Below are 26,392 nucleotides of genomic sequence, written 5' to 3' on the forward strand. Positions count from 1 at the left end.
ATATCTTGCATTACCTGTAAAGAAACCACGTAGATGACAGAAGAAGCAGTGGTCACCATTTTAAAATGAGGATAAAGATGAAAGAGAAAAATGAAAAGACTTTAGAATCCGGATTGCAGACGGAAGAGGAGTTCTACATACGCCCAAGAATAGCAAATAAAAAGATGAAGTCAGCCCAGTCGTTGTCCCAGACGGTATATCTGTATGGGATATCCGGCTGTGGAAAAACAGCCTTTATTCGTGACTTTTTAGGGAAAAGGCAGTATCACTATTATTCAGCGGAGCAGTTGAATGAGGCGGAACTTGAGTTTGCACCGAGTGAAAAACAGTTAATCGTGGTGATTGATGATCTACAACAGCTGAGGACGGATGAACTGCGAGATATATTAATTAAAAAGATTGAAATGCTGGCAAGGCGGCAGGATGTCTGGCTTATCCTGTCAGGAAGAAGCAGGATGCCATCCTGGCTACTTTCGGTTTATTATCGGAGAGTATTTACGGTCATAGAGGAAGAAGATTTTGTGCTTTCTGAAACAGAGATGACAAATTATCTGAATTTGTGGGGATTGACACTCACGGAAGAAGATTTTAGTAGAGTCGCAGGGCTTACAAAGGGGATAGGGATTATTATAAGACTTCTTGCAATGGAACTTTCCTCAGGCAGACCTTTTGATACGAATTATATCGAACGAATGAGAAATGATTTCTGGGATTATCTAGACTGTCATGTATATGACCAGTGGGATATGGAAATCCAGGAATTCTTTATGCAGGTGTGTATCGTGGAGGAATTTGATCAGCATCTGGCAGAAATGATTACTGGTAGAAGCGACGTAGAGAGAATGATCGGCATAGCGGAACAATTGGGCAATTTTATGATGTTTAAAGAAGCTGTCGGTGGTAAGCGAATCTACGAAATCAGGCTTGCTATGCGACATTCCATGAGGCGAAGGCTTCTTAGAACCTACCAGAAGGAGAGAAGGGAACGCCTTTATTATAATGCAGGTCTTTACTACGAACTGGAAGGTGATACCCCGAATGCTCTGAGGATGTATGAAGCGTGCCACGACACGGAGAGAATTGCAGGACTTTTAATTGCCAATGCAAGAAAAAATCCGGCAAGTGGTCATTATTATGAACTTCGGGAATATTACCTCTCTTTGCCGGAAGAAAAAATCAGGGAAAGCATGGAACTGATGGCAGGTATGAGTATGCTTCAATCCATGCTATTAAATATAGAAGAAAGTGAACGCTGGTATGAGGAATTAAAGCAGATGGAGGGAACTTTAAGTGGAAGTGCCAAAAAAGCTGCAAAAGGTCAACTTGTCTATCTGGATATTGGGTTGCCACACCGTGGAAGCAGTGCGTTAGTGGATATTTTGAAAAATGCTGGAACCCTGTTGATGAACCGTAACATCAGTCTGCCAGAATTCTCAGTTACTAGCAATCTGCCTTCTCAGATGAATGGAGGAAAGGATTTCTGCGAGTGGAGCAGACGGGATAAGGAACTGGCAAAAAGTATAGGAAAAATCATAGAATTTACTCTTGGAAAGTATGGAAAGGGCTTGGTAAACCTAGCTCTTGCGGAAAGCTATCTGGAAAAGGGGGAAGACAGCTATGAAATAGCCAACCTGACCAACAAAGGCATGATGCAGGCACAGGCCGGTGGCAAGACCACGCAGTGCTTTGTGGCGGCAGGCATACTTGCCTGGCTTCATATTATAAATGATCATGCAGAGGATGCCAGAGAGATATTGATGAATTTTTGGAAGAAGGCAGAAAAGGAAGGCTCCGCAAAGCTGTTATCCAATCTGGAAGCATTGCAGATACGGATTAGTCTCTATCAGGGAAAAACGGCGGAGGCAATAGAGTGGATGGAGCTGGCACCGGAGGAAGAGCTTGAATTTGCTACGATGGAGCGTTTTCGGTATTTGACCAAGGTACGCGTATATCTATTAATGGGAAGGTATGAGAAGGCGGTCAATCTGCTACAGCGTATTCTATATTATGCGGATGTCATGCATCGTACCTACATCACTATGGAAGCGAGACTGCTTCTTGCCATTACCCAGTACCGAATGGGGGATGGTAAATGGGAGGAGAACTTACAGAAGGCACTGACCCAGGCAGAGAGCTATCATTTCGTCCGGCTGATATCCAGAGAAGGAGCAGCTGTGAATAGGATGCTAAAAGAAACCACCTGGAAATGCAAGAATCCAAGTTATCTTAAGGCGGTACTGACAGAGACAGAGAAGATAGCACTTGCCTATCCCGGATATCTAAAGCAGGTCACAGAAGAGGCTAGCTTTAGTGAAAATGCCTTAAAGATCCTAAAGCTACAGGCAGAAGGACTTTCTACCACAGAGATTGCAGGAGAGCTGGGACTAAAAGTTGAAAATGTGAAATACCATAACAAGCAGAATTTCAAAAAGCTGGGAGTGAACAGTAAAACAGCCGCTGTTACGGAAGCAAGAAAGAGGAAGCTGATCTGATAAGATAGGATAGGATAAGTCATAAGCTGATTTTATATAGATTAACAGATAGGATGTACAAAGAATAAAGGAATGAAACACAGAGTAAATGGAGGAATGAATGAAAATGGAACGTAGAACTAAGAAAAACTCGATTGCAGTTACCAAAAGAGACAGAAAACGGGTGCTGGCAATTGTACTGGCAATCTTGATGGTTGTTTCTGCGATGGACTTTAGCGGAATGCAATATGTCAGTGCAGCGGACGAGGATACAACGAATGTAATTACAGCATTAGCAGGGCTGCCTGGAGAAATTGCGAATCAGCAGCTAGCAGTAGGTTCATTAGAAACAGCTATTAACCTGCCGAACTCATTAAGCGTGACGAACGAAGAATATGATTTGGCTGCAATACAAACAGTCACCGGGGGTGCGATCACGGTCAGCGGTTCTGCGATCAGTATGAATGAAACCTATAGCCTGACGGGTATCACATGGGAAATTGACGCGAGTCAAAGTAGTTCGGCTACCTTTGATTCCACTGTGGCCAATACCTATTATACCTATGTGCCTGCACTGCCTCTAGAAGACGAAGGTAAAGCGATTAAGCTTGTATACGGTGTAAGTCTGCCGCAGATCAGAGTGCAAATAGTTGGTACAGATGAAGCAAGCGTGATCGATTCGGCGGGTGCGGTGACTAATTATGCCACCATAGAGGAAGCCATCACCGCAGCAATGGGCATGAGCGGCAGTACGGTGACACTGCTTAAGAATGTGGCGACCGAAAACAGAATTGAAATCAGCACCGGTAATTTCTCAATTGACTTAAATGGCAACACCTGGACCGGACCTGCAACCTGGGAAGTGGATGGGCATACAAACTATGCGATAGAAATCGAAGGAGCTCCGACCTTAGTTATGAAAGATACGGTCGGAGGCGGTGTATTTACCAGTACAAACGAAACTAAAAATGTAATATTAAGTTTTTCATCAATGGCTAATATAAGTATCGAAGGTGGCACCTATAGCGGGATTAGCAATGCAAAAAGTGTTGACAATTTACTGGCAGACGGCTACGTCTATAGAAACAGCGAGAACGGCGAATTAATAACCGACCTGAGCAGTAATAAGATATTAAATGTTACCGTAACGCCTGCACCTGTCAAAATTACTGCCCAACCGGAAAATTTCAATGCCGATGAGGCAACGGTTTCATTAAGCTTAACGGCGGAAAGCGTACCTGCTGATTCTGGAAAAGAAATCTCGTATCAGTGGTACAAAGAAGACGGCACTGCGATTGAGGGTGCAACGGCAAATGTTTATACGCTGCCGGAAGATCCGTCAGCACGCCTCGATTCGTATTATTGTGCTGCTAGCTGTGACGGCTATACTGTCAATTCACGTATCGTTTCTTCTTTTTTTTATGAAGCCAGCATAACCGCCGCCGACGACACAGTAACCAACTATGATACCATTGAGCAAGCCATCACAGCTGCAATGGGCATGGGTGGCTGTACGGTTAAATTGCTGAAGGATGTGGCAACCGATGATTTGCTCAATATTACTGACGGTACATTCACGCTTGATTTAAATGGCAAGGCCTGGACGAATACTTCTGTGGGGGTGGGGTCAGGAGTATTACAGTTAGTGAAGTTCGAGGGAAGTAGTAGCAATACAACTTCTCTCACTATAATAGACAGTGCTGGTGGCGGCAGCATTACAACAACAGCTTCAGGAGGATATTCTATATTCGGATACACCAATTATTCGCTGTCACTGGAGGGAGGCAGTTACACTGGCATTTGGGTATTTAGTAACCAAGTAGGAAACGTGCTTGCAGACGGATATGTCTATAAAAACAAGGAGAGCGGCGAATTGGTAACCGACATGAGCAGTGAAGAGATTTCTAATGTCACTGTAATGCCTAAACCCGTAACAATCACCGCCCAGCCGGGGGATGCTGTTGCCGCTCCCGGATACACCGAGGCACCAACATTTGCAGTCATGGCCGAAACCGTGCCTGCCGATTCAGGGGAAACAATCACCTATCAGTGGTATAAGGACAGCGTAGCCATTGACAGTGCAACAAATGCAAGCTATACGGTTGAACCTAATCTTGGTGAGGGTACTTATACTTACCACTGTACTGTGACTTGCGATGGTTATAGTGTGAATACTGAAAATGCGACATTGTTAGTGACCAGTGCTACAGGAAATTATTCGGTGACCGCGTCAAGTGGCAACACAGTGAGTTACCCGACTTTGGAAACAGCCATCACTGCAGCAAAAAGTAAGCCAAACAGCACCGTGAAACTGCTTGCTGACGCAACCACGGCTGAACAAGTAGAAGTCAGCTCCGGTACGTTTACCATTGATTTAAACGGAAAAATATGGACGAGTACTACCAGTGTTAACGCATTAAGCCTCAAAAATGGATGCCATGTAACACTGATGGACAGTGACACCGGCGGCAAGCTGACCACAAGCACCGCTCAACAGACAATTAATGTACAAGATGCCGATTTAACCATCAAAAGCGGCATCTATGAAAATGAGAATAGTAACTATATGAGCTATGTGCTGGGTGCTTATTCCTCGGGAACGGTTACCATCGAGGGCGGTACAATACAGACTAGCAAAAGCCTCATGTATCTTGCCTATTTGCAAAGCGTGGATGTGGTGATTTCTGGCGGCATCTTCAGCGGCGGCAATACTACTTTTCACAATTGTGACAGCGTTGCCCTTTCCGGTGGGGAATATAAAAGTATTGGTACTGCTAACATGAGTATAGTCAACAGCCTTCTGGCAAGCGGCTATGGGTATAAGAATCAGTCTGACAATTCATGGGTAAACAATCTGGGAAGAGACGGCTATTTATATAATGACTTGGCAAACTATTATCTGTCCAAGCCTGTTACCATCCAGCCTGTCCCAGCCAAAATTAAAACACCGCCGCAAAATGCCGCAAGCGCGACCTACGGCTACACCGAAGCACCAACCATGAGCGTTGAGGCAGAAAAAACTACCGCCGCACCAGCGGGCAGTACGATTTCCTACCAATGGTATCGCGTAAAGAGCAGCAGCGAAACCAGTGATACCGCAGTCGGAACCGATGCTACGCTGAACATCCCCACCGGTCTTGATGCAGGTACCCACAGCTTTTACTGCGCAGTCACCTGCGACGGCTATATTGTGAACAGTGAAAGTGCGACTTTTACTGTGGAGCCGAAAGACATTTCCGATGTAGAATCGACGTTGATTATTCCAGACGGTGGATATACCTATGACGGAACGGAGAAAAAGCCACCCGTTGCTCTTGCACTAGACGGACACGCTTTAGATTTGGGCACGGACTATATTCTTGATTATATGGATAATACCGATGCCGGTACTGCCAGCGTTACCATCACTGGGCAAGGCAATTTTATCGGAACAAAAAGCGAAGAGTTCACCATTGCCAAAGCAGACCAAAGCATAAGTATTACAGAAGTTAGTGGGAAAAAATATAATGATGCTGATTTCACACTGGAAACAACAGGCGGCAGCGGCACAGGTGCAGTGACTTTTTCTGTGCCGGAGGACAACGGTGTGCTTTCCATTTCCAAAAAAGAAGATGGTAGATTTGACGCTGCTATTATCGGTGCAGGAGAAGTGACCATAACAGCCACCAAGGCGGCGGATACAAATTATAATGAGGCCACTGCTACACAGTCAATCACGATTGAGCGAGCGGATACATCCATTGCATTCCAGTCGTCCTATACGGGGCACTATTTCTACACCGGTAGCTCCATTCCCAATCCGGAGGAAGTGGATTTGAGCATCACGGGCGCATCCTATAGCGATGTGGATTTTGTCTGGTACGACAGTAACAGCAACCAACTGGACAGTCCGCCTACAGCTATGGGCAGCTATATCCTTGCGGTAACTATTCCAGAGACAGCGAATACGAAACAAAGCTCTAATACGAAATCTGTAACAATCAGTTCCTACGATGGCACCGTAACGTTTGCCTATAATGGTAGCACCACAAATGCGGCTTGGTACAGTGCAGACGTGACCATTACAGCGGACGGTTACACCGTCAGTGACAGTGTGAATGGAACCTATGCGGACACCTATCTGTTAAGCGGAGAGGGCGAAGTCAGCAAGACGCTCTATTTCAAGCAAAATGGCACTGGTTACATTACAGACGGAAAAGCCATCACTGTAAATATCGATAAAACCGCCCCGGCATTTTCTGCCGATACGGACGGAATTACCATCAGCGATAACAACTGGAAGGGATTCTTGAATAATATCACCTTCGGGCATTTCTTTAAGGAAAATAAAAATGTCAGCATTTCGGCAACAGACAGCGGTTCAGGCGGGAATAAGTATTATTACTATATTGATACCGGCAGTACGACAGCCAAAACCGCCGAGGAACTGAAGAGCATTTCCTTTACAGAAGGTAGTAGCTTCTCCATTACTGACGAGAACAAATACATCATCTATGCCTATGCGGTAGATCAGGCAGGCAACAAAAGTGCCTATATCTGCACCGACGGAATCGTCATTGACAAGACGGCACCTACCGTTACGTTGACGGCACCTGCTGGTTCTGATCTTGGAGACGTATCCGCAACAGCAAAAGCACAGATGAACGAAACAGGAATTATTACCTATGTAATCGAGACCACCGAACAAAGCGGTATGACTGCGCAAAATATTTTAGATGCCGCAGATAAGAAAACGGTAAGCGTGATAGATGGTCAGGCGGACACAAATCTTGATGTTGCACTTTCAGGTCTGATAGCGAATACCACTTATTATATGTATGCTGTGGGCACAGACAGTGCACAAAACAACGGAAGTGTGGTTAGCACAAGCTTTACTACCACTACAACAAAGCCGATTTTCGCCGATAACCCTAGCATTACAGGAACCTATGGACAGCAAGTGAAGGACATGACAGTATCTCAGGTGGCAAGCACCAATGGTGTAGCCGGAAGCTGGAGCGTTTCCAGTACAGATATCCCGTCTGTAGGGACATCGGCAACCTATGATGTAGTCTTTACACCTGATAATGCAGCGCAATATGCCACGGTGACGGTACAGGTAACCCCGACCGTTAATCCTAAGAGCCTAACGGCGGCAGGAGTGATAATTGGAGAGGTAACAGGAACTTACACTTATAACAAAACAGAAATAGTACCAACTGTTACAGTAACCGATAGTGAGGCAACCATTACCGCATCGGATTATGAATACAGCTACAGTAACAACGTAAGTGTCGGAACAGCAACAGTAACGGTTACCGCAAAAGGCAATTATACTGGAACCGTAAGCCGTACCTTCACGATTGAAAAAGCAGCAGCTCCGAGTATTACTTGGCCGAATGCAAGCAGTATTATCTACGGGCAGAAGCTGTCTGCAAGCGCCCTAAGCGTGAGCAGTACCGAGTATGGTACCTTTGCGTGGACGGATGGTAGTACAGTTCCGACTGTGACAAACGGCGGCTATGAGGTTACCTTTACACCGAATGCAGGTACAGTGGCAAACTATGAAGCCATCACAAACACAACCAAGATGGTTGCCATTACAGTTAGCAAGGCAACGCCTGCTGTGACAGTAAGCGCAGACATCTCCGATGATGCAGGAAGCCGTAAGGCGACACTGACCGCAACCGTGACCGGTACAGGCGATGGTGAAACTCCTACCGGCACCGTGAAATTTGTCAACAGCACAAGCGGCAGTGATGTGGATATTGCAGGCGCAACCGCTGTCACAATCACAGGCGGCAAGGCAACTTACACATGGACAGGGCTTGCTAAGCAGATTTACAAGGTCAAGGCAGTTTACAACGATAGTGCTAACTATAACACCGCTACCAGTACAGAGCTTAGCTTTGACACCAATAAGCAGAATCAAGCAGCACTTAACATAGGAAGTATCGGTACAAAGACCTATGGCGATGGAACATTTACCCTTTCTGCAACAGGCGGAAGCGGTGACGGAGCTGTGACGTTTGAAAGTTCTGACCCGACTATCGTCAGCATTTCCGGTACCACAGCAACGATTCACAAGGCTGGTAGCGTAACCATTACCGTTACTAAGGCGGCAACAGATACCTACAATGAAGCATCAGCATCTGTGTCGTTGATCGTGGGCAAAAAAGAGTTGACGGTCAAGACAGATAACAAATTAAACATTGTCAAGGGTGGGGCAATGCCTGCACTTACCTATACCGTAACCGGACTGGTGGGCAGCGATACCTTTATCGACCCAATCCTGTCCACCACAGCAACGGACACAAATACCTTAGGTGAATATGACATCACCATCAGTGGCGGAACCCTTGCCAATGCCGACAACTATACAATTAACTATACCAGTGGTAAGCTCACCATTATCAATGAGCCTGCATCACCAGGAGGTTCATCGGGTGGAGGTTCGTCCACAGCTACACCGCAGCCTGAAGCAGGAATGCCGGCGATTAAAGATGCTAGTAACCAGGCAGGCTGGGAGGCTATTAAGGAACAGATCGGTCAGAGCAGGGAAGGTGATACGGTAACGATAGAAATGAATGGTTCTTTGGTAGTACCAGGGGAAGTCCTTGATGCCATCAGAGGAACAGAAACCACCCTTGTCTTTGATATGGGCGATGGCATTACATGGAGTATTAACGGCCAGAGTATCACAGAGGGCAGTCTGAAGGATGTTAATCTTGATGTATCACTTAATACGGATGCTATTCCGGCAGGAATCATTAGCCAGATGGCGGGAGAACAGGATACCACTACGCTCAGTCTTGCTTATGATGGTCCGTTTGGCTTTACATCAGTACTTACAATCAATCTGGATAAGATAAATGCAGGAAAGTATGGTAACCTTTTCTACTATAATCCGGAAACAAAGCAACTGTCACTGCAAGCAGTGGAAAAGATCGGAGAAAAGGGAACTGTAGAACTTCCGTTTACTCATGCTTCAGATTATGTAGTTATCATCAGTGAAGAACCTATGTTAGAAAAGGCACTGGATCAGATAGAAATTAGTGCTGTGAAGAGAACACTGTATGTTGGTGGAACCGAGAAGAAGAGTATGACCTTAAAGCTAGAATTGCCACAACTATTGAAAGAGGCAGTGGAACAAGACAGCTCTATATTAAAGATTACCTACCAGTCCAGTAATCCTAAGATTGCAACGGTCAATGCTTCTGGAAAAATCACGGCCAAGAAGGCAGGAAAAACAACCATAACAACACAGGTTACAATCAATGGAGTACAGAGAAAGTTTAAGACAACAATTACAGTCAAGAAAGCATATATTAAATTGATCAAGAGCACCAATACCTTAAAAACTGGAAGTACCTTCACCTATAAGGCAATCGGATACGGAGTTAAGACAGAGGATATCATGTTTTATACCTCCAAGAAATCCATTGTAGTGATTAATAAGACAACTGGCAAGGCGAAAGCAAGAACCAAAGGAACGGATTATATCATTGTTAAGGTTGGAAAGGTCATAGCAAAGATAAAAGTGAAAGTTTCATGATCCGAATTTGCTTTATGACAGAACCGAAACCTTTATAGCGTATTAATCCCATTACAAAACTGTATTGGAGCTAAAAATACTTAACTAGAAAAAAAGAAGCTGTTGCAAAAAAAGGTGCAAACATCCGTGTTAGCAAGTACCTGAGTTTGCAACAGTTTTTTTATTTTCAATCAATCCACAATCAATGTGTGATACGTTCGCATATATAGATAAATAATCATTTTAACAAAGGCTTAAGCCAGTTTTTTTCTAAATTAAAAAAAACCATCAAAAGCACCCCCAAACTACCCTTTTGCGGAGTTGATTTTGATGGTAATGTATGCTAAATTGTTGTAAGAAAAAGATTTACCTTATTATGGTAATCGAAGGGAGAAAACAGATGGGGCAGGGTGGATATTTATCTATTACGAACAGTACACCGTATTGTTGGAAAAAAACATATGATTACAGCTAACAAATGGATGCATGGAATTTTCCAGATGTAATTGAGAAAGGGATAAACTATAAGCTGTACATAGAATGGGACGAAAGCATTTTTCATCAAAGCCGTGATGACCAGGGCATAGCTGAGTATACCATAGAGGATGGTAGCGGTAGCAAATTAAAAATCAATGCGAACAATAGAAACGAATTTTGTATTTCCATTAATTCATCCGGATTAAAGCGAAAAAAGGAAAGTAGGAAGCGAGAAGATTGTGTGTTGGGGTGGATGCATGATGGAATCATGAATTATGTTGTAGTAGGAGATAAGGATGGATACATGGTAACAGGGGATGACTTTTCCAGTTGGATGGAGGATACATTAGATCTGATTGGAAAAAGGAGGCTCTTTGATATATGTATGCCAGGTTCTCACGATTCCGGTATGAGCGTATGCCAGAATGCTACGCTAGGGGCATCTGCACATAATACAGTAACGCAGACCTGTGATATTACAGGACAACTTGAGCTTGGAGCAAGATATTTTGATCTACGGCCTACAATAAGTGGAGGGGGATTTTATACTGGACATTATGGACACGTAAGTAAGGTTGGAGTTGAAGTGGATGTGGGAGGAAACGGTCAAAAGCTGGATGAAATCGTAGAGCAAATAAATGTTTTTACAAGGTCACACAGGGAACTTATTATATTAAATATTTCCCATAGTTTGAATACAGATGTTGGTCAGGGAGTTTATAGGAGCTTTTCTGATGAAGAATGGAAAAAATGTCTTGGCGTTTTGGAAAAACTGAATTATCGGTACGAAAAAAAACATTCGGGAGACCTTTCATTGAAACATTTGGAAGATTATCTGGATGCAGAAATAAAAGTACTTGTAATAGTGGAAGATCTTTCGTCTATTCCTAGCAGATTTGTTGGTAAAGGATTCTTCCCATACTCACAATATAATGTTTATAATAGTTATTCAATAACAAATAAATTAGCTGAAATGATGAGTGATCAGTTAGAAAAGATGCGGATTAATAGTAAACAAAAATTGTTTTTGCTTTCATGGACGCTAACACAGGAGGACTATCAGGCTGCGTATTGTGGCGATTCCATATTAAAACTAGCGGAGAAAGCAAATGAAAATCTGGACTGTAATCTGTATCCTAAGGTTTTAAGTTATAATTACCCTAACATTATCTATACAGACAAGATAGAAAACTGCCAAACGGCGGTGTTAAGCTGTGCGATTAATTGGGGATTATTTCATTAAGGAGGAAGAAACGTGAAATCAGAAGTACATTATTGGAAAGATGATACTGGAGGAAAGAGCCGCATTGAAGGGTTGGTTTTTGCCGCGGATAAGAATTGGAAAAATGGAAAGATAACTGTTACCGGGAAGTTGAATTATCAAAAGGTAGATCTTGAGATATATATTGAAAATGAGCTAGTGTTGGAAAAGACATGTAAACTGGATAAAAATGAAACGGAAATCATAGAATTTCAGGTAAATGGAAGAAAATCAGTAAATATAACAGGTACATTAAAAAATTCAGGCGTGCTTGGAGCGGGAGCTAACATTATTGCAGAGATTTGGTATGAAGGTGAAGCCTATCAGAGTAAAAGTGTGAGATGGTCAGATGATACTGCGGGCTTAAGTGTAATTGAAAACCTTTGTCTGGAAGGGACAAAAGAATGGACAAAATGCGACATCCGATTGCAGGGAAAGAAGGACAGGGCAACGCAGTGTTATGTAACATTGATTGCTGGCGGAGCATTGAAGAAACCGCTTTATGAAAGAAAAGTATTAAATGGAACAGAAGAAATTGTTCTTACCTATGAGATTAACAATAAAGTGCCATTAGTAGTAGCGGGATACATAAGCAACATGGATATCATTGGGGCGGGAGCAGAAATTATACTAACTGGATACTATGAGGAGGAATACAATGAATAGAGATGCAACAGAAAAAACCAGAAACCAGTTTACTTGCTTTTGTAGTCTTACCTTTTTAGTTAGTGATGAAGGTTCCCTGCCAGAGGATTACAAAAATTCAGATGATTATACAGGAGCAGGCCTGGAGGGAGAATTATATGGTTTTAGCACAGGTCTGTTTTCATTAGATTATCACAAGGCAGTTGTCGGAACCACAAAGGATGAAATCGTTGTGGCAATCAAAGGTACAGATGGATTTATGGATAGTATGAATGACGGATATGTAAACCCGGTAGATTTTGAAGGTATGGGGAAAGTGCATATGGGGTTTGCAAGTGCAACAGCACTTCTTTTAAAAAATGGTTTGGAGAAGAAGGTTGATGAATTGATAAGGAGCAATCCGCAACAGGGCTTGTGTTTTACTGGTCATAGCAAGGGTGGTGCAGTGGCTTTTTTACTGGCAGCACATTACAGTAATAAGAATTACAGTAATAATATTCGTGTAATTACCTTTGAGGCACCAAGAGTTGGGAATTCCACGTTTGCATACAATTATGAAGAACTTGGTATGGAAACTTTGCGGTATGAGGATTTTCTGGATGTGGTTCCCCACCTGCCTTTTACATCACAGGAGCATCAGCTACTTGATAGGATGGGTCCTGTCAACAATTTCTTAGAGAATTTCATGGATATCATAACTTGCGATTATGTACCTGTAGGAAGAAGAATTGGTTTCTATGTAGGGCATGATGAATATAATGGACGTTACCCTCATAATGAGGGGAATACTGACGGTGAGAGCTTGAATTCTATGTGTGCAGTAGAATTTCTGATGAGGAACCATTTTAGCATTTCTTTAATGAACAATGAGATTCATAACAAGGATTACAAAGAAAGCATAGTAGAATATACAGATTTCGACTATTTGCAGTAGAGTTCCAAAATGAGATAGTGAATAGGTGAATCAATAAAGAATGTTGGGACTATAAGGTAACATGGAGGGTTATATGGAAAAGAATAAAAAAGTAGAGAGGAATGGAATAACTATGAACAAAAAGAAAATGAAACGACTACTGGCAGTGGTATTGTCAATGCTGATGATGGTCTCTGTAATAGATTATAGCGGCCTTCAAAATGTTAACGCACAGACCTTGAATGGAACGAAAACCATTACAGCCTTTGCCAAGTTGACAGAGGATATTGCCAATCAGCAACTTGCAGTGGGGGTAGAAGAATCAGAGATTAAGCTACCTGATACTTTGAATGTGACAATTCAAGATCCAATGGTAGAAGCACCGAAAACTGCTACAGGATCTGCAATTGGTCTAGGCTCAGACCAGGCAGCTTCTAAACAGGTGGATATGGAACAAATTATCTCACAAGAGCAGACGATTACCGGTATCACCTGGAAAATTAATGTAGAGAACAGTGGTTCTACTGCTTTTGATTCCACTAACGCAGGCGCAGTATTTATCTATGAGCCAATTCTGCCGGAGGGCTATACCCTTGCGGACGGAGTGAGCCTGCCACAGATTCAGGTGCTGATGGAAGACGGTGGAAAGTGGGCATTCAGCCAAAGTCAGACCATAGATGGTATCGAAATTACTGTTAAAGCAGATAAGGACATGTTCCCGGAGGGAGCTGTTCTTCATGCCGAAAAGGTGACCAATGCGGAGGATAAAGAGAAAATCCAAAACGCTGTCAGTGAAGAAGTGAAATCAAAGGAAACAGGCAAAACCGTAACCGAGCTGGTTTCCTTTGACATCACCATCACCGATGCAGACGGCAAGGAGCTTCAACCCGATACCAGCAAGGGGGAAGTAAAGGTTTCCTTTGCAAAGCTTTCTATGACAGAAAATGAAATGATTAAGGGAAATCATAATATTCAGGTATTTCATATGAATGATACCTTAAGTAATGCAGAGAAAATTGAGAGTATTGTGGATAATAAGGGTGTAGTAGAAGCAGTGGCAGAGCATTTTTCGGTATATGCCATTACGGAGACTACAGATACACCGGATACCGATATGATGACTACACTTTATATAAATAAAGGAAACATCACCATCGGAGATGGAACAGTCAGTGGCTTTGATGCGTCTGGAACAGAAGTTACAACTGCCAACAGTAATGGATATATTATTACTCGAGCGGAAACGTATTCAAGTGTAAGTAGATTTACTATTAGCGTCAGTGGCGGTACACATAACATTATTTTAAAAGACGTTGAATTATATCTGGATCCTGATATTTCAAACAGTCCATTTTCAATTGCTAGCGGAGCTAAGGTGAATCTGGTGCTGGAAGGGACAAATTATTTGAAAAGCAGATATGATAGTACACCGGCAGGGCTGCATGTACCGGAGGGAGCAGAACTGGTCATTGCCAAGGGGAGTACAGGTTCCATTACCGCATTAGGAGGACTGGGGGCAGGTATAGGTGGCAATGATGGGGAAGCTGGCGGTACCATTACCATCAATGGAGGAACATTAACTTATGTCAGTGGCGGTACGAGTGGAGCCGGAATTGGTGGAGGCAGAGGTGGAGCTGGCGGAAGTATCACCATCAATGGGGGAACCCTAACGGACGTCAGGAGTAGTTATGGAGCTGGAGTTGGCGGAGGAAAAGGTGGAGCCGGAGGAAACATTATTATCAATGGAGGAACCATAAATACCCAAAGTACCGATGGAGCCGGGATCGGAGGCGGTGAAGATGGAGCCGGCGGAAGTATTAGCATCAATGGTGGAACAGTAAAAGCGACTGGAAGTAATGGAGCCGGAATTGGAGGCGGTTATCAAGGAGACGGTGGAACCATCACCATAAGTAACGGAGAGGTAACAGCAACGAGCAATTATGGAGCTGGGATTGGCGGAGGTGCATATGGTTGGTATCATACCGGAGGAACGATTACCATTAGCGGAGGAACGGTAACCGCTACCACTACGAACAGTGAATATGGCGTTGGAATCGGGAATGGTTTTCGTGGAGGCGATAATGGGGGTACCCTTTCTTCTGGCGGCAATTCCGTATATGTGATTGCAAACAGTGTGACGGCAGATACATCTAGCTTCAACGGAATAATAGAAAATGATGGAAACACGACTGTTTATGGACCCTATACCCTTGCAGGGGATATGACGATTGCCACAGGGAAGACAATGACAATATCAAGCGGAAGTACTCTGACGGTTCCAAGTGGAAAGATACTGACCGTGAATGGAACACTGATAAACAACGGTACTCTTTCCCTCGGTGCAGAGAGTTGCCTGACTGGCACGGACGGTATCTTGAGCGGTGAAGGTACATTCAAGTCGATGGGTGACCCAACCAGTGATATGATTGTTGTGCCAACCAACCTTATTTATAATGGCACTGATTTGGAGGAAACTGCCAAAAGTGCAATTTCAATTGATTCTACAAAAGTTGGTACGGGTATGATTTTCAATCACGAATTCCAGATAACTACCAATTCTGTCGAGGGATGGGTGCTTTCCATCAGCCCTGCTGAGGTCAAAGAGACTGGAACTTATACGGCTACATTCACCAAGGATAGTAAGACTATTAGCAAAGAATTTACCGTAACTCAATCCGCTACAACCTTTGACGGTGGTATCACAGTAGATAAGGCAGATAAGACATACACCTACGGCGATACGATCACCGTAACAGCAAAGCCAAAGGCAACAGGTTCATCACCTGTGAAAAAGAGTTTTCGTAGCTTTTCCGCGCCAACGGCAAATCAGATGGCATTGTTTGTGGGAGAAACCCAGATTTCTGACTCTGTGGATGGAGATAGCAATGGTGTTTATACCATGACCTACGACACAACAGACAAAGCCCTTGCCATTGGCAGCAATACCATCACTGCAAAATATGTGGAAAGTGCCAATATGGCAGATTATAGCGGTACAGTGATGGTAACCTTGAATCAAAAGCCCCTGACTGCGACAAGAAGCGGAGGATCGTATATATATGACGGAACAAATTCACCAATTCCGGGCTTTGATAAAAATAACGGGTTAACAGGTGTGGTCGGCAGTGATGATGTGAATGTCTTAGTTTCTGGAATTCTTCCTGATGCTAATGTGGGCGAAGGCAAAGTATTTACTGCAACCGGTGTAACTTTTCGCGGAACCGATGCAGGTTATTACAGCCTTGCGGTAGATGATGTTCATATGACAATAGACGTGACGCCAATAACAGTTACACCTATCCCTCAAAATAGCACCCGAAATGTGGTTGTTGGTGTGGGAACCTTCTCTGAGTCTACCTTTATTAGTGATATAACCAACGAAAATATAACAGGGACATATGAATACGATTATAATGGCAAAACTAACTATGCTGATGTTGTGTCTGAGCTTGCAAAGCTTTCAAAGGATGCAACAGCAGAAGTAACGTTTAGATTTACTACTAATGGCAACTACGAAGGCATCATAACAGGTACGCTGAGCATCTCGGTAGTTGGTCTTGAGTTTGCAGGAAAAGACAAGGCATTGACCTTGAAGACAAGCCCGATTTATGGAGACAAATGGAGTGAGATTGTAAGTCTTGATACGAGTAAGCTTTCTGCAAACGTGGGTGGAAATCCAGTCGCAGGTACGTATACTCTCATGATTGACGGTGTTCCATTTAATGGAGTGGATATTCCAAAGGGTGGAAGTTATAGCTATAATCTGACCTTTACCGCAACAGACAACAGCTTTACGAATGTAGAGGTGATGAGTGGTAATGTAGACGTTATCCAAAGAGAAGCTGTACTTTCCTGGGGGGATACCGAATTTACTTATAACGGTTCTGCACAAAAACCTATGGTAGCCATTACCAATAAAGTTGCAGGCGATGATGTGATTAGCAGTGTAGCAGATATGGAAGCACAGACCAATGTAGGCACAGGCTATACGGCAACAGCGGTTCTTAGTGGAAATAGTGCACCAAATTATAAACTGTCATCAGTATTTACAACCACATTTTTCATTACCACCGCAACAGCCACAGGCAGTGTAGCTGTTTCCAGCACAGATGCCAACAGCAACAAAAAATTGGACAGCGGTGACACGGTGACTGCAGATCTTTCCGCAGTGACCCCGGCGGGCGGCACAGCAAGTTATCAGTGGAAGAAAACCACAGACGGTACAACCGAAAGCATTGGTACAGACCAAGCTACCTATACACTAACTTCCAGTGATAGTAAAGGCAAGATTTTCTGTGAGGTGACATTTACAGGCAACACTACAGGCACGATTTCCTCAAACAAGCTCGATATTGCAAAGGAAATCTTAACAGGCAACATTGCCATTACTGGTGAAAATACAGTAGGAAGTGTAATGACGGTTTCTCTGCCAACTAATGCAGGAATCTCAGGCAGTGACTATGAAATTCAGTGGTATCGTGACAATGCGGCAATCATAGGAGCAAATGCCATAAGCTACACCATTGCAAAGGAAGATTTGGGAAAAACCTTGAAAGTTGTAATTACGGCAAAAGAAGCAAGCGAGGGCTTTACAGGAACACTGACCTCAAATGTGTTTACCGTTCCAGCAATGGCACCGGAAAAAGCAGTGGTTTCTGTTTCTTTGGGAAATAGATATATAGCGTTAAACTGGACAAAGCCATATGCAAACGGTTCTGACATTACAGGATATTCCCTCACCGTAAAGCAGGGCGAAGCACAAATTACAGGTTCTCCTTTTGCCATTGGTGCAGATGCAACTAGCTACAAGGTGGAAAACCTGACAAACGGAACAGAGTATACCTTTATTCTCAGCACGATTAACGGGGAAGGTAGCACCGTTTCCGATACAGTTATGGCTAAACCTAAAAAGCCATCTGATGGCGGATCCTCCGGCGGTGGAGTTTCTTCCGGTGGAAGCCCAACATCAACAGTTACCACAATGCCGGCGATTAAAGATGCTAGTAACCAGGCAGGCTGGGAGGCTATTAAGGAACAGATCGGTCAGAGCAGGGAAGGTGATACGGTAACGATAGAAATGAATGGTTCTTTGGTAGTACCAGGGGAAGTCCTTGATGCCATCAGAGGAACAGAAACCACCCTTGTCTTTGATATGGGCGATGGCATTACATGGAGTATTAACGGCCAGAGTATCACAGAGGGCAGTCTGAAGGATGTTAATCTTGATGTATCACTTAATACGGATGCTATTCCGGCAGGAATCATTAGCCAGATGGCGGGAGAACAGGATACCACTACGCTCAGTCTTGCTTATGATGGTCCGTTTGGCTTTACATCAGTACTTACAATCAATCTGGATAAGATAAATGCAGGAAAGTATGGTAACCTTTTCTACTATAATCCGGAAACAAAGCAACTGTCACTGCAAGCAGTGGAAAAGATCGGAGAAAAGGGAACTGTAGAACTTCCGTTTACTCATGCTTCAGATTATGTAGTTATCATCAGTGAAGAACCTATGTTAGAAAAGGCACTGGATCAGATAGAAATTAGTGCTGTGAAGAGAACACTGTATGTTGGTGGAACCGAGAAGAAGAGTATGACCTTAAAGCTAGAATTGCCACAACTATTGAAAGAGGCAGTGGAACAAGACAGCTCTATATTAAAGATTACCTACCAGTCCAGTAATCCTAAGATTGCAACGGTCAATGCTTCTGGAAAAATCACGGCCAAGAAGGCAGGAAAAACAACCATAACAACACAGGTTACAATCAATGGAGTACAGAGAAAGTTTAAGACAACAATTACAGTCAAGAAAGCATATATTAAATTGATCAAGAGCACCAATACCTTAAAAACTGGAAGTACCTTCACCTATAAGGCAATCGGATACGGAGTTAAGACAGAGGATATCATGTTTTATACCTCCAAGAAATCCATTGTAGTGATTAATAAGACAACTGGCAAGGCGAAAGCAAGAACCAAAGGAACGGATTATATCATTGTTAAGGTTGGAAAGGTCATAGCAAAGATAAAAGTGAAAGTTTCATGATTCGAGTTTGCTTTTATGACAGAACCAAAAGCTTTGTAGCGTATTAATCCCATTACAAAGCTATATCAGAGTTAAAAAATAAAAGAAGCTGTTGCAAAAAAAAGTTACAAACGTTCCATGTAAGTCAGTACCTGAGTTTGCAACAGCTTTTTTTAGTTTCACTCAATCCACAATCAATGTATTATACTTTCGCATATATAGATAAATCATTTCACAAATACTTTAGCCAGCTAACCACTGGCTATTTTTTGTACCGATTTTTGAAAGGAGAGATGGATCAATGACCAGATACAGACGACAGAAGGTAACACCATAGTGTTGTACCTTATCAATTAAATAATGAACTAATCACTAGGAGATACAAGCTTTTTGTATCTCCTCATTTTATTTTAGGAGGAAATTAATGATGAATTATGAGATTTTTAAAGAAGTAGTAGCTGAGAAATTTATGGATTATATGCCATCTCAGTACAAAGACATGAAGTTAGAGATACATCCGGTTGATAAGGTTAATATGACTTTGGATGGGATGAACCTTGTTGGAGAAGGTGATATTAAAGTGACACCAACCATCTATATTAATGATATGTATACACACTATCAGAAGAACGATGATCTTCAAGAGGTATTACAGACTGCAGCGAGCAGAATGGAACGTGCGATGAAGGAAGCACCAGAAGTTGTGCCTGCCATTGAGTTAGATGCCGCTAAGGAAAATATCGTATTTCAGCTTGTGAACACAGAGCAAAATAAAGAAATGCTACAGAATACACCCAATAGGTCTTTTCAGGATTTGTCCATTATCTATCGATGGGTAGTAAAAACAGATGTTGAGGGGATTCAGAGTACTGTTATTCGTAATTCACTAGCTGAGAGATTAGGTTTATCAGAAGAGCAGATGTTTAAACTTGCAGTGGATAATACAAGAAGATTATTTCCACCTTGTGTAAATAGTATGAATGATGTAATTCGTGAGATGTTTACGAAAGATGGAATGCCAGCAGAGGTTGCTGATATGATGATTGGTGAGATGCCTCCCGAACAGACTATGTGGGTAATTAGTAATGAACGGGGGATTAATGGTGCAATTTCTATGCTATATGAGGATAAACTTCATGGATTAGCAGAAAACTTAGGCACTGATCTTTATATTATGCCTTCCTCGCTTCATGAAGTGATAGCAGTTTCTGCTTCCATGGGAGATCCGAATGAACTTGCACAGATGGTAGCTGAAATTAATATGGATCAGGTTGCCTTAGATGAGAGGCTATCAAATCAAGTATATCACTATGATAAGGATTTACGAAAACTTTCACTTGCTACGGATACGCCAAACAAGAGACTAGATGGTATCGTTGCAGAACCAAAACTAATCTACAACAGGGAAGAGCAGTCTCGTTAGGAGACCAACTATGAAAAGTCAATAGTAAAAGAGAAATTTTCTTAAGCTTATTTATTATAATAAAGTGCATAACAAATAAAGCATCATAAAGGTGCTTTCTGAAAATTAAATATAGTTGATAGGTAAGGCTAAGCTAAATTGAATTCAACGTTAGAGCTCATCATCTTATGTATAACACGGACTAATTTATGAGCTACATGGCCAAGAGCATTGTAGTGACGACGACCTTGAGAGACTTTTAAATCATAATATTCCTTGAAAGTTTTATTTACCAAGGTGGTTTGCCATGCTGCATTTATTAGTGCATATCGAAGTAGTTTGGAACCTCGTTTGGACATTCGTGTTCTAGCGGCAGTGAAATTTCCTGATTGATATACCGATGGATCTAGCCCTGCATAGGCGAGCAGTTGGCATGGTTTATCAAAACGTGATATATCACCGATTTCTCCAATAATCATGGCACCGTTTATTGCTCCAACACCAGGGATAGTCTTAATAACAGAATCCATCTTATCCATGATTTCATGAATGGATTGATCTACTTCGGCAAGCTGTTCTGTGTACATTTCAATCTGTTTTATCGATTGCAAAATCTGCAAAGATAGGGTATCATTTTTAATACCGACAGATTGCGATGCAAGCTCTTTTAAATGTACAGCTTTAGACTGTTTAAAGTGTCCGCGAGAGGACTTTGATAAAAGGTTAGTTAACCTTGTGAGATGCATTTTCGCAATTCTGTCGGGATTTGGTTGCTCTTTTAATAGAGTATAACAAGCTTTTCCGTGAATACCAGATTTAAAGAAATACTGGAGTTCCGGGAATAACAAATCCACATAAGTCACAAGTTGAATTTTAACCTTTGTCCTAGCCTTCATAAGTTTTTGACGGAAGCGACATAGGTTTTTTAATTGCAAGGAATTGTAATCGCGTTCCGAATATAAATGATAGTGGTTTAAAGTTAAAGCTTTGATAATGAGATAAGTATCCACCGAGTCCGTCTTGGTTTTACGGATATTTGATTTCCTAAGAGAGGAAGTTTGAATAGGATTGATTATACAAACCTGAAATCCCCTTGTGAAAAGGAAGCTGGTAAGATTTTCTGCATAATGGGCAGTAGATTCCATACCAATATAAAGCTCTTCTTTAGAATAGGAATCTAAATGTTTCAGTAGTTTTTGAAATCCACTATGGTCATTTGAAAAGGCAAATGGTTTAACAAGGACTTCACCATCTGAATTAATAATGGCTGCATAGTGTGTTTGCTTGGCAATATCAATGCCAACGTAAATCATAAGATCAACTCCTTAGTAAATAATCACTGTGTTTGTCCACCGAGTTTTATCATCATAGACTTGCGTGACATAAAAGTTCTAACGATTAAATCGTATTGACTTATCCAACTATAAATGATTCAGATAAAACTGTGGCAATACACTCCTAAAAATAGTCAAAGCTATAGGATAAAATAAAAAGTCCACAGTGTTACTATTGATTATAACAAAGTTGAAAAGAAAGGAGAGTATTGATGTATTTGTTACTAAATACATCATACAAGATATAATAATGAAAGTTGTGAAGAAGATCAATGAGCCTGTTTGGGAGAGAGAGGAAGTTATTTTATTAGTTGAAAACTATTTCCGAACAAAATATCTTCCTTCATATAAAATTGATGAAGAAATATTAGGTTTAAGTAAATTCTTAAAATATAGATATGAAAAAATTAATGGGCAGACCGCGTCTGAAACGTTTCGTAATTTTGCTGGTGTGCGTATGCAAACAGCAAGAATACGTTGTCTTGATCCAGACACGGATTTACACGGGATGCAGGGAACGCGATTGCAAAAAGAGATAGTAGAAGAGTATTTAGTAAATAAAAATATAATAATTGAAGAAGCGAATGTTATATATAAAAAGTATTATAGCGATAAATACAGGATTTAATGTTATTTCGACTTCATTAGTGACAATGTAAAAATATTACTAAATAAATCAGATATTAGTTGTACTAGATGCTTTAAAATAGTATCTTCTTGACAATACATTTTACAATGGCACTCACTAGATTAGAAAGGTATAGAAAAATCGATGCTTAAATATGATCTTGTTAAGAGATATAAGCAATTAAAGAAAGTTTTTCTACGAAAGACATGGGTTATAATCAGAACTGCGTGATAGTACAGTAAGATATGGAGTAGATGATGGTTTTGTTGATATGTTTTTACAATAGATAAAAGTGCCAGTGCATTTTATCTATTCAGAACGAGAAGACTAAAGTTGGACTGGTTGGGCGTAAGATGAATGGCTTTCTGTTCGATGGTACTAGACTCTTGAAGAATATAATGACTCTACAGGAGAAACCATGTGAACCGTTTTAAGCACCAGATGAGAAAGATATGCATGCAATGTCATAATAAAATAACAGATAAATAAATGAAATCATAACTGTTTCACTTATAATCCTTTTTCAAACAGAGCAGTCGAGGATGGTGACATAATGACAAAGAAAAAGTTAGCTGTTATATTCCCGGGAATCGGTTATCACAAGGATAAGCCACTATTGTACTATGCTTCGAAGCTAGTGCAAAGCCTGGGATATGATGTTATAAATATTGAATATCACGACATTCCACAGATAAAAAAAGGTGATACTGTAATGATGAAAAAGGCCGCTGACATCCCTTTTGTTCAGGCTCAAGAGCAGTTGCAGAATGTATCATTTGCTGATTATGATGATGTACTCTTTATCGGAAAAAGCATCGGAACCGTGGTCATGGCGAGATATCTTTCAGAACATGAGATAAATGTTAAACAGATCTGGTACACACCGATTGAGGCTGCGTTTTCTTATAGCTCTCAAAATGTGGTAGCATTTATCGGTGATGAAGATCCCTGGTCAGATGTGGAGAAAATAAAGACAATGGCTCAGGCACAGGGGATTAAGCTTTATACTTATCCGCATTGTAGCCATTCATTGGAATGCGAAGTAGTTGATCGTAACATAGCAAACCTTCGGGAGGTAATGCATATCACAGAGTGCTTTATAACAGAAAAGGGCGACTTTAGGAAAGCGACTATCCAATGAAAGAAGAGAAGTTCAAGGGAAGTGTAGATATATGAGTTCAATTGAGATTAAGAAGATTGGAATTACAGAACTTCATACAGATGCTATTGTAAATGCAGCCAATGAGGGGCTTTGGGAAGGTGGAGGAGTGTGTGGTGCCATTTTCCGGGAAGCTGGTTCCTCAGAAATGACCAAGGCATGCAAAGCTATTGGCGGCTGTAAGACCGGAAATGCTGTGATGACTCCAGGTTTTAGACTTCCGGCAAAATATGTGATACATGCCGTTGGCCCGAGATGGTCGGGAGGCTATCATGATGAGGCTAAGCTCCTTTACAGTGCATATAAACAGACGTTGCTTCTGGCTAAGGAGAATAGACTTTCTTCAATTGGCTTTCCACTTATTTCTGCAGGCATCTTCGGATATCCTTTAGTCCAGGCATGGAGTATAGCTATTCAGGCATGCATCGATTTTATCCGTGATAATACGGATTATGAAATGAATATTGTATTTGCTGTACTTGATGATGAGATTCTGTCTTTAGGACAGAAGACGTTGGAGGATTTAAGCTGATGATATTCGATTTCTTATCCAAAAAAATTACATCCGTACCCGCATATGATTACAACCCGGAGAAAGAGAAACCCGTCATTCGCGCGTCTATCTGTAATGGCGAGCAGGTGGCAGGCTTCAAGGACAAGGTGACCGGGGAGTTTCATGAAGTTATGTTGATTCGAAACCAGCATGAGTTAACGGAATTTATGAAGGAATATAAGCTGAAGCACATAGATAAGGAATACTAGGGATAAGGAATTAAGATCATAGCATCGTGTAGGTTAACTTAATTATATGATAGAAGGCAGGCAACTCCGTTCTAAATTATAGGATGGACTTGCCTGTTTTTGATTTCGTGAACTCAAGGTGAAAGCCCAGAAAGGAAATAATTGAAATTTATGTCATATAATGTTATACTTTGATACTGAAGATGTTAAATCTTCTAAAAAAAAATGGTGAGGAGTAAGAACAATGAAGAAAAAAGTATTAAAGTATGTGGTAGGATTGGTATTAGCAATTGCTTGCTTAGCAGCTTCGCAAGCGAATGCTATTACAATCAATGCGGCAAATAGTGTGGATGATTTCTATTTGTCGGGAAGATTGACTGATGAGGATGGCTATGAAGAGTTATGTGTTGGAGAATATGTATACGCAGAAGCTGGCGTGTATTACAAGGACGGGTCTTTAGTAGACCCCTATTCGTACGAGTATATATCGGATTATGTGATGTCAGAAGCTCTTTTCGAAGTAATGGGAACTGGTGATTTGTATTACTATTCATCCTATGATACTCCCGGTGCATATGATGCAGTATGGTTTAGTGGCAGCATACCTCAGGAAGCATTTGGAAAGTACGTATACTATGTATTAGGTGCTTATGTGCAGGATGGAAGTGATACACAGACCGTTATTGGAGATATTCGTTCAAGAGATCCTATTACAAGCTTTGCTGGAACAGACAACCTGACATTTTGTGACAACGGAGATGGAAAGACGGTATCACTGTATTCAATCTGGAAATGTGATAAAGCAAATATTCCATCAAAAGTAACAATTGGTAATAAGGTCTATAAGGTAACAGGAGTAGCGAATAATGCTCTTGAGTATAAGAACATTACATCGTTAACGATTCCATCAACCGTAACATCAATAGGAAAAGAGGCTTTTGCTGATGCTAGTAAGCTTAAGACAATTACGATTAATTCAACTCTGAAGAAAGTAGGGGAGAATGCATTTTCCGGAATTAATAAAAAAGCTACTATAAAGATTAAAGCATCTAAAGAAAATTATGATAAGATTGTCAAGCTGATAAAGAAGGCAGGAGCTCCTAAGACGGTGACCTTTAAGAGAATAACAAAATAATTGATATATACTGCAGAACAGACAGGTCCATCTTAAATCATGGGATGGACCTGCCTGTTTTTTTGATGCAATTATTAAATGACATTAGAATACAATGGATACCTGAACTCTTGAGGAGTTAATGTTTAGGGTTATGGAACCTATGGATTTCGTGAGTTCGGTCAAAAATGTGGAATGATAAGTTGATGGAATGCATTTTCAGCTTACTCAATGGAGTACAGAATGGAATATAAGGTTCAATATTTACTGTATATTGCACCAAAAATGACAAATAAAGAAAAACATCAATTGCAAATGATAATATACTATTACAAAGTTGGTACACAAAAAGGTGGAAAACTTTGAAAACGGAGGGATTAATTAAGTATTCCAATAGAAAAATATTAGGGATTTTCATAGATGAAATACTTACTTTCCGTTGAACTCGTGTTTTCTACTAATCACGAGATTATATTATTTTAAATGGAAGGAGGAGAAGCATATGTTATTTAACGTAGAAAACGCTGCATTAGGCTGCTTTGAAGCTGGAATTCCGGTATTTGGATGCGTAGTTCTTGGTTGGTAGTAAAAGAAAAAATTAGATATTTGAATTGCAAATATGCAATATAGTCGTAAGTAATTCAAATATACATACTTAATAATAGGATAGTGTCATGATGTGATACTATCCTATTATTAAGAATAA

The 26,392-nt window shown here is 41.4% G+C and carries 13 protein-coding genes; 12 read left to right on the forward strand and 1 reads right to left on the reverse strand.

The annotated features are described in order from the left end of the window. The first annotated feature begins 77 nt into the window (after positions 1 to 77). The 7 genes from H0486_RS03190 to H0486_RS03225 all read left to right on the forward strand — a co-directional run bounded on the left by H0486_RS03190 (position 78) and on the right by H0486_RS03225 (position 20,731). Complete coding sequence (locus H0486_RS03190; RefSeq protein ID WP_228351613.1) at positions 78 to 2,492, forward strand: LuxR C-terminal-related transcriptional regulator; 2,415 nt, start codon at positions 78 to 80, stop codon at positions 2,490 to 2,492. A 100-nt stretch (positions 2,493 to 2,592) separates the two neighbouring features. Further along, a complete protein-coding gene (locus H0486_RS03195) occupies positions 2,593 to 10,005 on the forward strand; it encodes an MBG domain-containing protein (RefSeq protein ID WP_228351614.1) in 7,413 nt (2,470 codons plus the stop codon). Positions 10,006 to 10,462: 457 nt separating this feature from the next. Continuing rightward, a complete protein-coding gene (locus tag H0486_RS03200; RefSeq protein WP_228351615.1) occupies positions 10,463 to 11,704 on the forward strand; it encodes a PI-PLC domain-containing protein in 1,242 nt (413 codons plus the stop codon). A 12-nt stretch (positions 11,705 to 11,716) separates the two neighbouring features. Continuing rightward, positions 11,717 to 12,388, forward strand: coding sequence for a hypothetical protein (locus H0486_RS03205; protein WP_228351616.1), 672 nt, complete (start codon positions 11,717 to 11,719; stop codon positions 12,386 to 12,388). Then, the gene (locus tag H0486_RS03210) at positions 12,381 to 13,301 is read left to right on the forward strand and encodes a lipase family protein (RefSeq protein WP_228351567.1); all 921 of its coding nucleotides are present in this window, start codon (positions 12,381 to 12,383) and stop codon (positions 13,299 to 13,301) included. Before H0486_RS03205 ends, H0486_RS03210 begins: the two co-directional genes overlap by 8 nt. 73 nt (positions 13,302 to 13,374) lie before the next feature. Continuing rightward, positions 13,375 to 19,329 carry a fibronectin type III domain-containing protein gene (locus H0486_RS18285; RefSeq protein WP_267023219.1) on the forward strand — a complete coding sequence of 1,985 codons (5,955 nt, stop codon included), beginning with the start codon at positions 13,375 to 13,377 and terminating at the stop codon, positions 19,327 to 19,329. A gap of 403 nt (positions 19,330 to 19,732) precedes the next feature. Next, entirely contained in the window at positions 19,733 to 20,731 is a 999-nt protein-coding gene (locus H0486_RS03225; RefSeq protein ID WP_228351617.1) for a DUF5688 family protein, read from the forward strand. Positions 20,732 to 20,859: 128 nt separating this feature from the next. On the opposite strand, the gene H0486_RS03230 is transcribed toward H0486_RS03225, so the two are convergent. Continuing rightward, on the reverse strand, positions 20,860 to 22,023 hold the full coding sequence (locus tag H0486_RS03230) for an IS110 family RNA-guided transposase (protein WP_228351233.1): 1,164 nt from the start codon (positions 22,021 to 22,023) through the stop codon (positions 20,860 to 20,862). A 271-nt stretch (positions 22,024 to 22,294) separates the two neighbouring features. Between H0486_RS03230 and H0486_RS03235 the strand changes: the two genes are divergently transcribed. The 5 genes from H0486_RS03235 to H0486_RS03255 all read left to right on the forward strand — a co-directional run bounded on the left by H0486_RS03235 (position 22,295) and on the right by H0486_RS03255 (position 25,707). Next, complete coding sequence (locus H0486_RS03235) at positions 22,295 to 22,672, forward strand: hypothetical protein (protein WP_228351618.1); 378 nt, start codon at positions 22,295 to 22,297, stop codon at positions 22,670 to 22,672. Between the two features lie 553 nt (positions 22,673 to 23,225). Next, positions 23,226 to 23,813: an alpha/beta hydrolase gene (locus H0486_RS03240; RefSeq protein WP_228351619.1), complete on the forward strand. Its 588-nt coding sequence runs from the start codon at positions 23,226 to 23,228 to the stop codon at positions 23,811 to 23,813. A gap of 31 nt (positions 23,814 to 23,844) precedes the next feature. Further along, the gene (locus H0486_RS03245) at positions 23,845 to 24,363 is read left to right on the forward strand and encodes a macro domain-containing protein (protein WP_228351620.1); all 519 of its coding nucleotides are present in this window, start codon (positions 23,845 to 23,847) and stop codon (positions 24,361 to 24,363) included. Then, on the forward strand, positions 24,363 to 24,593 hold the full coding sequence (locus tag H0486_RS03250) for an aspartate dehydrogenase (protein ID WP_228351621.1): 231 nt from the start codon (positions 24,363 to 24,365) through the stop codon (positions 24,591 to 24,593). Before H0486_RS03245 ends, H0486_RS03250 begins: the two co-directional genes overlap by 1 nt. A gap of 223 nt (positions 24,594 to 24,816) precedes the next feature. Continuing rightward, positions 24,817 to 25,707 (forward strand): leucine-rich repeat domain-containing protein, encoded by an 891-nt coding sequence (locus H0486_RS03255; protein WP_228351622.1) that lies wholly within the window; start codon positions 24,817 to 24,819, stop codon positions 25,705 to 25,707. Positions 25,708 to 26,392 lie beyond the last annotated feature (685 nt).

The organism is Variimorphobacter saccharofermentans, from assembly GCF_014174405.1.
Taxonomy (GTDB): Bacteria; Bacillota; Clostridia; order Lachnospirales; family Lachnospiraceae; genus Mobilitalea; species Mobilitalea saccharofermentans.

Bases quoted from the DNA above. Each gene is read 5' to 3' on its own strand.
- H0486_RS03235 (WP_228351618.1), top strand. From the start codon at position 22,295: ATGAAAGTTGTGAAGAAGATCAATGAGCCTGTTTGGGAGAGAGAGGAA.
- H0486_RS03200 (WP_228351615.1), top strand. From the start codon at position 10,463: ATGGATGCATGGAATTTTCCAGATGTAATTGAGAAAGGGATAAACTAT.
- H0486_RS03210 (WP_228351567.1), top strand. From the start codon at position 12,381: ATGAATAGAGATGCAACAGAAAAAACCAGAAACCAGTTTACTTGCTTT.
- H0486_RS03225 (WP_228351617.1), top strand. From the start codon at position 19,733: ATGATGAATTATGAGATTTTTAAAGAAGTAGTAGCTGAGAAATTTATG.
- H0486_RS03195 (WP_228351614.1), top strand. From the start codon at position 2,593: ATGAAAATGGAACGTAGAACTAAGAAAAACTCGATTGCAGTTACCAAA.
- H0486_RS03190 (WP_228351613.1), top strand. From the start codon at position 78: ATGAAAGAGAAAAATGAAAAGACTTTAGAATCCGGATTGCAGACGGAA.
- H0486_RS03230 (WP_228351233.1), bottom strand. From the start codon at position 22,023: ATGATTTACGTTGGCATTGATATTGCCAAGCAAACACACTATGCAGCC.
- H0486_RS18285 (WP_267023219.1), top strand. From the start codon at position 13,375: ATGGAAAAGAATAAAAAAGTAGAGAGGAATGGAATAACTATGAACAAA.
- H0486_RS03240 (WP_228351619.1), top strand. From the start codon at position 23,226: ATGACAAAGAAAAAGTTAGCTGTTATATTCCCGGGAATCGGTTATCAC.
- H0486_RS03250 (WP_228351621.1), top strand. From the start codon at position 24,363: ATGATATTCGATTTCTTATCCAAAAAAATTACATCCGTACCCGCATAT.
- H0486_RS03245 (WP_228351620.1), top strand. From the start codon at position 23,845: ATGAGTTCAATTGAGATTAAGAAGATTGGAATTACAGAACTTCATACA.
- H0486_RS03255 (WP_228351622.1), top strand. From the start codon at position 24,817: ATGAAGAAAAAAGTATTAAAGTATGTGGTAGGATTGGTATTAGCAATT.